7 protein-coding genes are annotated in these 10,026 nt (G+C 65.0%); 4 read left to right on the top strand and 3 right to left on the bottom strand.

The features are described 5' to 3' along the window. Positions 1-367 precede the first annotated feature (367 nt). Positions 368-2,167 (bottom strand): glycoside hydrolase family 15 protein, encoded by a 1,800-nt coding sequence (locus tag K323_RS0117465; RefSeq protein ID WP_022886555.1) that lies wholly within the window; start codon positions 2,165-2,167, stop codon positions 368-370. Between the two features lie 65 nt (positions 2,168-2,232). On the opposite strand from K323_RS0117465, the gene K323_RS0117460 reads away from it, so the two are divergent. After that, a complete protein-coding gene (locus K323_RS0117460) occupies positions 2,233-3,609 on the top strand; it encodes a glucose-6-phosphate dehydrogenase (protein WP_022886554.1) in 1,377 nt (458 codons plus the stop codon). A 20-nt stretch (positions 3,610-3,629) separates the two neighbouring features. On the opposite strand, the gene K323_RS29065 is transcribed toward K323_RS0117460, so the two are convergent. Together K323_RS29065 and K323_RS0117450 are read right to left on the bottom strand one after the other, a co-directional pair. Further along, positions 3,630-4,154, bottom strand: a complete 525-nt coding sequence (locus K323_RS29065; protein ID WP_022886553.1) for a hypothetical protein — start codon at positions 4,152-4,154, stop codon at positions 3,630-3,632. A gap of 105 nt (positions 4,155-4,259) precedes the next feature. Then, the gene (locus K323_RS0117450) at positions 4,260-4,448 is read right to left on the bottom strand and encodes a hypothetical protein (protein ID WP_022886552.1); all 189 of its coding nucleotides are present in this window, start codon (positions 4,446-4,448) and stop codon (positions 4,260-4,262) included. A gap of 99 nt (positions 4,449-4,547) precedes the next feature. Here K323_RS0117450 and K323_RS26945 point away from each other — a divergent pair, with 99 nt between their 5' ends. Genes K323_RS26945 through K323_RS0117425 form a run of 3 tightly spaced genes read left to right on the top strand, consistent with a single transcriptional unit; the run spans position 4,548 to position 9,983 of the window. Beyond that, on the top strand, positions 4,548-5,165 hold the full coding sequence (locus K323_RS26945) for a TetR/AcrR family transcriptional regulator (RefSeq protein WP_022886551.1): 618 nt from the start codon (positions 4,548-4,550) through the stop codon (positions 5,163-5,165). 4 nt (positions 5,166-5,169) lie between these two features. Then, positions 5,170-8,109: an MMPL family transporter gene (locus K323_RS26940; RefSeq protein WP_022886550.1), complete on the top strand. Its 2,940-nt coding sequence runs from the start codon at positions 5,170-5,172 to the stop codon at positions 8,107-8,109. Continuing rightward, positions 8,106-9,983 carry a YhgE/Pip family protein gene (locus K323_RS0117425; RefSeq protein WP_022886549.1) on the top strand — a complete coding sequence of 626 codons (1,878 nt, stop codon included), beginning with the start codon at positions 8,106-8,108 and terminating at the stop codon, positions 9,981-9,983. Before K323_RS26940 ends, K323_RS0117425 begins: the two co-directional genes overlap by 4 nt. Positions 9,984-10,026 lie beyond the last annotated feature (43 nt).

Raw genomic sequence — 10,026 nt, 5'->3', positions numbered from 1 at the left:
ACCGTCACTGACCCAAACCCGGTTCATCACCTTCCCCGGGTCGATCGCCACCACCAGAGCCGATGCACCCAAGGGCGCTTGAAGCAACATCACGGACCTCCTCACCGCCGAACGGCGCTAAGCCCGCGTCACCAGCGGTACTCGCCAGTGATCACGGCAAGGCCATCGCCTCGACGGCCTACCATCAGCCTGCGCTCCTCGATGTCAATGTCGTTCATGCTCGCTGCGCTGCGCGTGCTCCACATTGACATCTCCCACGCTCCGGCCGTGGCTAGCCGCCTATCAAGGCGACGCCCCCACTCATGGCTTATCAGCTGCTCAAAATGGCCCCGTTTCGACGGGGCCATTTTGTGTTCGTTACGGGTGATCAGACGACGATCTGCCGGCTCGGCGACGCCATACCGGCGGCGATTGCATCAGCGGCTCGCACCAGGGTGAGATGCGAGAGTGCCTGTGGCGTGTTGCCCGCCTGACGTTTGCCTCCGACGTCATACTCTTCCGACAGAAGGCCGACGTCGTTGCAGAGACCGACGAGTCGGTCCATCAAGGTGCTGGCGTCCGCATACCGCCCCGACGTGGCGTACTGCTCGACCAGCCAGAATGAGCAGGCCAGGAACGGATGTTCGCCCGGCGCGAGGCCATCGTCGGACGACTGGGTGCGGTAGCGCATCAGCAGACCATCGCGCAGGAGGTCGGACTCGATCGCGGTGACGGTGCCCAACATCCGCGGGTCAGTCGGCTCGCAGAAGCCGACCAGTGGCAGGACCAACAGGGATGCGTCCACCTCCTCCGTTCCAAAGTATTGCGTGTAGCTGTTCCGAGTGGTGCTGAAACCGCGATCCTCGATGTCGCGGCGCACCTCATCCCTGATCTTCGTCCACTTCTCGAGTGGACCGATGAGACCGAACTCGGTGATGCCGCGGACGGCGCGGTCGAAGGCAGCCCAGACCATCACCCTGGAGTGAGTGAATTCGTGTGGCGCCCCCCGCATCTCCCAGATTCCCTGGTCTTCGCGGTGCCAGTTCGCTTCGAGAAAATGCATGAGGGCGCGCTGCAGCGGCCAGGAGAACTCGGTCTCCGACACGCCGACCTTGCGTGCGGCGTGCAGGGCGACCATCACCTCTCCGATCACGTCTGCCTGGAACTGGCTGACCGCCGCGTTGCCCACCCGCACCGGCTTTGCGCCACGATAGCCAGGCAGGCTCGTGATCTCTCGTTCTGGCAGGTCACGCTCCCCGGCGAGCCCATACATGATCTGCACATCGCTCGGGTCGCCGGCAATCGCCCGAAGCAGCCACGCACGCCATCCCGCTGCTTCGACCTCGTATCCGTGTGAGAGCAGAACCTCGAGGGTGAGGGCGGCGTCGCGCAACCAGACGAAGCGGTAGTCCCAGTTGCGATCGCCTCCGAAGCTCTCTGGCAGTGACGTTGTGGCTGCCGCGACGATGCCACCGGTTGTCTCATGCGTGAGCGCGCGCAGTACCAGCATGGAACGGATAACGTTGTTTCGGTACGGCCCGTCGTGGCTGCAGGTCTTCGCCCAATCGTCCCACCAGGTCATGGTCTTCCGGTATGCGCTGTCGATGGAGACGGGGGTCGGCACCTCTCGATGCGAGGGGTACCAGGTCAGTTGGAGATCGACCGTCTCGCCCGCACTAACAGTGAAGGTGGAGACGTGTCGGTGGTCCGCTGCCTCGAGCTTCGGCCCGCGGACGACGATCGCATCCGGGCCGGCGACGGCTATCAGCGCATTTCCGTGGTCATCATGCACCTGGCGCACCCAGGGCATCGACGACGCATAACCGAAACGGATGCGCAGTTCCTGCGTCATTTCTACCGTGCCTTCGATCCCTCGCACCCGGCGCACGACATCCGCTCGCTTGTCACCGTGCGGCATGAAATCGATGACCTCGGCCTTCCCGGTTGGCGCCGTCCACTCGGTCTTCAGGATGAAGGTGTCGTTGATGTACGCGCGGTGAGCCGTCGCATCGTTGTCGGCAGGCGCCACGAGCCAGCGACCCTGTTCCGGCGTACCGAGCAACGCCCCGAACATCGAGGCCGAGTCGTATCTCGGCAGACAGAGCCAGTCGATACTGCCGTCCAGGCCGACGAGGGCCGCAGAGTGGCAATCACTGATCAGTGCATAGTCTTCGATATTCAGCGCCATCCCTCCATACTGGCCTACGGCGTGCATACTGCCCTACGGCGTGCATACTGCCCTACGGTGGAGATATGACCCAGTCCATATCGACTCTGCTGATTCTGGGCGCATCGGGGGATCTCTCGTCTCGCCTGCTCCTTCCCGCGCTCGGCCAATTGCTCACCCAGCATCCCGAACGTACGCTCCGACTGGTCGGTGCCGGTCGCGAAAAGCTGACGGATGCCGACTGGCAGGCCACCCTGAAGGCCTCGTTCAAGACGAGCGACGCAGCAGGATCGGCCGTCAAGAAGCTGCTCTCGTCGACCACCTACCACTCTGTCGACGTCACGAAGCCGCAAGAGATGACTCGGCTGCTTGCGGAGTGCACGGGCGCTACCGCGATTTACTTCGCCCTGCCGCCCGCGGTCACGGCGCTGGTCTGCGAGGCGCTCACCGAGGTCGAGCTGCCGGCCGGTATCGAACTCGCCCTCGAGAAACCGTTCGGGGTCGATGAACCGAGCGCTGCGGCGCTGAACGCGCAACTCGTCAAACTGGTACCGGAGGAGAGCATCCACAGGGTCGACCATTTCCTCGGTCGTTCGACGGTGTTCAACCTGCTCGGACTGCGCTTCGCGAACCGCATCTTCGAGCCGCTCTGGAGCAACCAGCACATCGAGAGCGTCGACATCGTCTACGACGAGCAACTGGGGCTCGAGAGCCGGGCCGGGTACTACGACCATGCCGGGGCGCTCGTTGACATGATCCAGAGCCATCTCCTCCAGGTGATGTCGATCGTGGCGATGGAACCGCCGGCCACCCTGGGGGCTGAGGATCTGCGCGACGCGAAAGGCATCGTGTTGCGGGCGACCCGGCTCAAGGGCGGCAGCGCAAAACGCTCGAGTCGGCGCGCCAGATACACGGCAGGCACGATCAACGGTAAAAAGCTTCCCTCATACGTCGACGAGGAGGGGGTCAGGCCCGCGCATGACACGGAAACGCTCGCCGAGGCGACCTTCGAGATCGAGAACTGGCGTTGGGCCGGCGTTCCGTTCACCCTCCGCTCCGGCAAGGCACTCGGTGCCAGGCGTCGCGAGATCGCCGTCACCTTCAAGCCGGTTCCGCATCTGCCCAGTGGACTTCACGGCCCGCACGAACCGACCGTACTCCGCATCTTCCTGGCACCAGACGAGATGTCGCTCGAGCTGAACATCAATGGCCCTGGTGATCCATTCGAACTCGAGCGGGTCAGCCTCGGGGCGACCTTCGGGCCAGGCCAGCTCCTGGCATACGGTGAAGTGCTCGAGGGCGTGCTCGACAACGATCCAGCCTTGTCGGTGCGTGGCGACACAGCAGAGCAGTGCTGGCGCATCGTGGCCCCGATCCTGTCTGCCTGGCGCGACGGATCAGTTCCCCTGGACGAGTACCCGGCCGGGAGCGCAGGGCCTGCCGACTGGAAGCCGATCGCTTAAAGCTGCGGCACGACCCCAGCTCAGGCGACGAGGCGGGGCTTCTGCTCTGTGCGATCGTGTTCTGCGTGATCGTGTTCCGTGCGATCACGTTGTGCGCGCTCCGGCTCTGCCCAGACCGAAATGGGGGCCGGTGACCACGGCAGCGCGGCCGGTTCGGCCGGGGTCTGGGTTGTCGCAGTCTCCGATGTGATGGACGCCCGTGTCGCGGCATCCGTCGTCGCTGTGTCTGTTGACGCCGTGTCTGTCGACGCTGTATCGGCTGCAGTTGTATCTGCTGTCGCGTTCGCTGGAACTGCATCCCTGGCTTCAGCGAGTTGCTTCGTCAGCAGGGTAGCGATCTGCTGAGCTTTCAGGCCATGGAAGATCTCGTCGGTGTCGCCCGACTGCCGGGGGACCAGGGTCCAGTCGCCGCTGACGCCGATGAGTTCAGAGAGCGAACCGTGCACGAGCTCGAACACCCGTTCATCAGTCAGCGCGGGAACAACAGGCTCCGGTGCGGTCGCCTGAATGAGACGTGCATTTCGACGTCGACGACCAAACATCATGAGCCCCTTTCACGCGGAGAACCTGTAGTGGTACAAGTGTCGCTGACCGGGCGCGAGTGACGGGGCTGACACGCCGCAGCCGCACGACTTGTCGTGGTGCCTGACTCAGCTCTCGATCTGGCGCTGGTCTGCCTCTTTGACCACTGTTCCGATGGCAACGGCGACGCTCAGGCCCCAGCCGATCCACATCAGGACCAGACGCCAGTCCCGCGGACCATGCCTGGTGGCTTGCAGTGTGTTCCAACCACCGGCGACGACACCGATCATTGCGCTGTTGAAAATGAACTTTCGCATCTGAGCCCTCCGACCACAACGCTACCGGGAACCTGTGAGGTTCGGTGGAATCTGACCGATCGCGCAGACTCTGACCGATCGGTCAGTTAGCGTGAAAAGGTGACTCAAAAGAACCCGGACCCTGCCCAGCATCCGATCCGCCATCGTGCCAGTGGTGAGCTGCGTGCCGTCGCGCTCGAGCAGTTCTCGGCGGTCGGGTTCGCCGGCACCTCGCTTCAGCAGATAGCGGATGCCGCTGGGTACTCGAAGTCGAGCGTGCTCTACCATTTCGTATCGAAGGAAGCGCTGCTGGACGAGGTTCTGACGCCTGCGATCAATTGCCTCGAAGAAATCGTCGATCGCCTGGCGTCGAGTGCCGGCACAGCCCAGACGCGCAGTGAGTTCATCGACGAGTTCATCGACTTCCTGCTGGAATTCAGGCTCGAGGTGAACACCTTCATCAACCAGGGCCAGTCCCTGCGTGGTATCGGCGTGATCGACCGGGCCGGCAGGCTCATCCTTCGTCTGACCAGCGCACTCCGTGGCGACGACACGAGCACGATCGACGGTATCCGCTTCGGAATGGCGCTCGGCGGCGCGGCGTACACGCTGGTCGCCGGGGCAACCTACTTTCCAGACCAGGTCTCCCCAGAGGAGGAGGTCAGACAGGCGCTCCAGAGCGTCGTGACAGAACTCCTCGCCCCCGTGCCGCTTCGTCGTCCCATCGAAGGAAAGTAAAACCGTGGCCATCCTTCTTCACCGCATCGGGCACTATTCGTATCGTCACGCCTGGCTTGTCATCGGCGCCTGGGTCATCCTGCTTGGCGGACTCCTCGGAGGCGGGATCGCGCTCGGCGGCCAAACGCAGGAGTCGTATGCGATTCCCGGCACCGAATCACAGGACTCGATCGACAAGCTCGCCGCCGTCTTCCCTTCCACGGCCGGCGCGCAGGTGCAGGTCGTCTACCGTGCGCCAGACGGATCAACGGTGAACGACCAGCGTTACCAGGACGCCATCGATGAAATGGCGGCGCAACTGGAAGACGTCAGCGGCGTCGATACCGTGATCACCCCGTATTCCGAGTACGCATCTGATGCCATCTCAGACGACGCCAGGACGGCGTTCACCCAGGTGCAACTCTCCGGGCCATCGACCGACGTGACACCGGACACGCTCGAGGGCCTCACCGAAACGGCGTCGACAGCAGAGAAAGCGGGCCTCGAGGTCGCCTTCGGCGGACAAGTCTTCCAGGACAACACCTTCGGCATCACCATCACCGAGGTGTTCGGCGTGCTCTTCGCCGGGGTGGTGCTGCTCATCACGTTCGGCTCGCTGATGGCGGCAGGGATGCCGCTGTTGATGGCACTGATCGGCGTCGGTGTTGCGATGGGCGGAATCACGGCGATCTCTGCCTTCGTTCCGGTCTCGAGCACAGCGCCGATGCTCGCGCTGATGCTTGGCCTGGCCGTCGGCATCGACTACTCGCTGTTCATCCTGTCGAGGCATCGGCAGCAGCTGGCGAACGGTGTCGATCCAGAGGAGTCTGCCGCGACATCCGTTGCCACAGCGGGCGGCGCCGTCGTCTTCGCGGGTATCACTGTCATCATCGCGCTGCTCGGCCTGCTCGTTGTCGGCATCCCGTTCCTCAGCGTGATGGGGGTGGCCGCCGCGTTCGCCGTTCTCATCGCTATCCTGGTCGCCATCACCCTGCTTCCGGCCGTTCTCGGCCTCGCGAAGGGACGCCTGGCACCGAAGCCCGGAAGCCGGGCGCATCGTCGAGCGACGACCCCTGACAACGGCAAGCCAACGCTGGGCCGCCGTTGGGTTTCCCTGGTGCTCAAGGCGCCCATCGTCGCGGGCGTCGCCGTCGTCGGCTTGCTCGGGGTTTTAGCCGTGCCGGCACTGAGCCTCGATCTGAACCTGCCAGACGGCGCGTCTGAACCGGCCGGCTCTACGCAGCGCCAAGCGTTCGAGATGATCGAAGACGGATTCGGGCCCGGCTACAACGGACCACTCATCGTGGTCGCCGACATCACGCAGACGACGGATGTCTTCGCCGACCTCGATACAATCGGCGACCGGTTGCGCGAATTGCCGGGTGTGGCGTTCGTCGGCGACGGCCTCCCGAATCCCACCGTCGACACGGCGATCATCCAGGTCATGCCGGAGTCCGCGCCGAATGATCCACAAACTAAGGAACTCGTCCAGGCGATCCGCGATCTTGCTCCCGGCATCGACGAGAAGCTGGGGACGCCGATCACCGTCACCGGTGCAACGGCTGTGTCGATCGACATCTCCAACCGGCTGCGCAACGCTCTCATCCCGTTCGCCCTGATCGTGGTCGGTCTCTCCGTCATCCTCCTGATGATGGTGTTCAGGTCAGTCTTCGTGCCGGTCAAGGCAGCGGTGGGCTTCCTGCTCTCCGTCTTCGCCGCCCTCGGAGCGACGGTCGCGATCTTCCAGTGGGGCTGGTTCGCCGACGTGTTGGGGGTGGAGACTCCTGGCCCGATCCTGAGCTTCCTGCCGATCCTCCTGATGGCGGTGCTGTTCGGGCTCGCCATGGACTACGAGGTGTTCCTCGTCTCCGGAATGCGCGAGGAATTCGTGAAGACCGGTCGAGCCAGGGAATCGGTCGTTGCCGGATTCTCGCATGCGGCACGAGTTGTCACTGCGGCCGCACTGATCATGTTCTTCGTCTTCTTCGCCTTCGTGCCAGAGGGCACAGGAGCAATCAAGGGCATCGCATTCGCGCTCGCCATCGGGGTGGCACTCGACGCCTTCCTGGTGCGGATGACGCTGGTGCCCGCCGCCATAGCGCTGGCGGGCAAGGCGGCGTGGTGGCTGCCACGCTGGCTCTCCCGGCTGCTCCCGAACGTCGACATCGAGGGAGAGGGCCTGCGCCACCACCTGGCTGATCTCGACTGGGCGAAAGGCCGGGGCGAGGCGATCACGGCTGACGGAGCCGTGCTCGGCCTGCCGGAGAGCCCCTTGGGCCCGATCGATATTGCAGTGGAACACGGGGGAATCCTGATCCTGACCGGGGCGGCCGCAGACCGCAGGGTTGTCGCCGCCACCCTCGCCGGCCGGCTGGACCCGGTGCGTGGACGTATGCAGGTTCTCGGCGCGCCCCTGCCATCGGAGCGCGCGCGTGCCCTGCGTACCGTCGCGCTGGCGGATGCCGGCGGGTTCGGCCAGTCGGACCGCGGAAGAGCAGTCGGGGAAACCATCGCTGAACGTCGTGAGCTGAACGCGCCGTGGTTTCGTGCACGAGCTGTTCACGAGAGCGTCGACGGATGGATCGAGAGGCTGAACCGGGCCCTCGCGGCAGCGTCGGGCGACCATCGAGCAATGTCTGCCGACACCAACGTGTCGTCGTTGTCACCTGTGGGGCGCGCCGGGGTGCTCGTCACTGCGGCGCTCACCGAGAACCCCGGCGTCGTGATCGTCGACGTGGGCGACGGCGTGCCTCGGGACAACGGCATTGCCGGGCCCGACGTCTTCGGCCTCCTGCTCGCCGACTTGGTTCCGACAAAGACGACGCTTGTACTCAGCGCGGCCTCCGTCGGATCCGTGGACACGGAATCGTTCAGGGAGCGCCTCACCCAGCGACTGCACCTGCGCCCATTAGAACCTCGCGCATTAGAACCTCGCGATATCGACAGAAAGGCCGTGCAATCATGAGCAGCAGGATCGAGAGACTCTTCAGTCGCACGCCTGGGCAACGCCGCTTCTCGTTCGGGATGATGATTGCCGGTGTCATCGTGGTGCCGCTCGCCGTTGCCGGCCTGTTCGCCGGCGCGCTCGCGACCGCAGACCAGCGGGTGGACACAATTCCTGCCATCGTCGTCAACAACGATGAAATGGTCACCACCACCGCGGCTGACGGCACCGAACAACCGATATTGGCAGGGCGGCAGCTGGTAACGGAACTCACAGCGCCGGCGACGGACGGGCAGGGTTCTGCCGGATTCGACTGGACGATCTCCAACACGCACGACGCCGAAGAGGCGTTGGCCGCCGGGGATGCGTATGCCGTGCTGACGATCCCGTCGGACTTCTCCTCGTTGATCACTTCGCTCTCGGGCGATGCGCCACGACAGGCGAATCTCACCATTCGCACCGACGATGCGCACTCCTTTATCGCCGGTTCGGCAGCGCAATCGGTGGGGACGGCCATGACCGGAACCTTCGGGCGTGCGATCACGTCGCAGTACCTCACGGCGTTCTACGACCAGCTCGGCGCCATGGGTGGCTCACTTTCGACGGCGGCGTCTGGTGCGACAGAGCTTGGGACCGGGGTTGGGGGCCTGGCCACCGGACTCGATTCGTTTGCGTCAGGGGCCGCCACCGCGGCATCCGGTGCCTCGTCGTTCGCCGGCGGGGTCTCCGACTATGCAGACGGAGTAAGCACTCTGAGTGACGGTCTCGGCGAACTCAGCGCGGGCGCGGAAGGCCTACGCGGACTCGAGACCGGGCTGCCGGGGTATGCCGGGGGAGTGCAGCAGGCGGCCACCGGGTTCCAAGGGCTGAACTCGCAGCTGCAGGCCGACCCTGCGCTCGCTCCGTACGCACAATCGTTGAACGAGTTCCAGGCCGGTCTCGACGCGCTCGCAGCGCAGGGCGCCGGCATCGGCCAGGCGGGCGGCGGTGTCGGGGCCGTGCTCGACGGCGTGGCGCAGAGTGCTGCTGGTGCCGACCAGCTCGCTGCCAACTCAGGTGAACTCGTAGAGGGAGCGAGCGGGCTGGCCGACGGAGTCGCCGGCCTCTCGAGCGGTGCTGCAGCGTCTGCCGCCGGTGCGCACCAGCTTGCCGACGGCGCTGGAGCCCTGGCCGACGGTCTATCGTCTGGTGCGGAGCAGGCTTCGGCGCTCGATGGCCAGGATTCCGCTTCGGTGGCCGAGGTCGTCGCAGAGCCGGTCGGGGTCACCACCACTCGGGAAAACGCCATCGACGGGGTCGGTCCGATCATCGGGATGATCTTCATGCCGATCGGGCTGTGGATCGGTGCACTCGCGATCTTCCTGTTCCTCCGGCCGATGTCGTCGATGGCACTCGCGTCGACCGCCTCGACGCCGCGGCTGGTCATGCGCAGCCTCGGGAAGGCGTTCGCAATCGCGGCCGCCCAGGCTGTGGTGATCACCGGGCTGCTCCATGGCGCCCTGGGGGTCGCCTGGACGCTGTTGCCTGTGACCCTCTCGTTCGCCGTGCTTCTGGCCTTGGTATTCGTGGCCGTGCACCACTTTCTGACGGTGGCGTTCGGGCGGGGAGGGATCGTGGTGTCGCTGGTGCTGCTGACGCTGCAGCTCACCTCGGCGGGAGGACTCTATCCGATTGAGATCGTCGCGACGCCGTTCCAGATAATCAGCCCGTTCCTGCCGCTCACCTGGGCCGTGCAGGGGATGCAGGCCATCGTGTCCGGTGTCGGTGGTGCGAATGTGGCGGCATCTGCTGCCATTCTCGTGGCGTTCGCGCTCGGCTGCCTGCTGCTCTCGCTCTGGGTGGTCGCCCGCAAACGGGGAGCGCGTTCGTTCAGCTTCTCGCCCGCCAGGGCCTGACCCGAGCGGTTCGCACGCTCGGAACGGGGAAGGGGCGGCTGAT

The organism is Glaciibacter superstes DSM 21135, assembly GCF_000421145.1.
Taxonomy (GTDB): domain Bacteria; phylum Actinomycetota; class Actinomycetes; order Actinomycetales; family Microbacteriaceae; genus Cryobacterium; species Cryobacterium superstes.
This window is presented reverse-complemented; position numbering and strand designations above follow the sequence as displayed.

What these genes read in the sequence shown, in the direction of transcription:
- K323_RS29065 (WP_022886553.1), bottom strand. Translation starts at nt 4,154, where the DNA reads ATGATGTTTGGTCGTCGACGTCGAAATGCACGTCTCATTCAGGCGACC.
- K323_RS0117465 (WP_022886555.1), bottom strand. Translation starts at nt 2,167, where the DNA reads ATGGCGCTGAATATCGAAGACTATGCACTGATCAGTGATTGCCACTCT.
- K323_RS0117460 (WP_022886554.1), top strand. Translation starts at nt 2,233, where the DNA reads ATGACCCAGTCCATATCGACTCTGCTGATTCTGGGCGCATCGGGGGAT.
- K323_RS0117450 (WP_022886552.1), bottom strand. Translation starts at nt 4,448, where the DNA reads ATGCGAAAGTTCATTTTCAACAGCGCAATGATCGGTGTCGTCGCCGGT.
- K323_RS0117425 (WP_022886549.1), top strand. Translation starts at nt 8,106, where the DNA reads ATGAGCAGCAGGATCGAGAGACTCTTCAGTCGCACGCCTGGGCAACGC.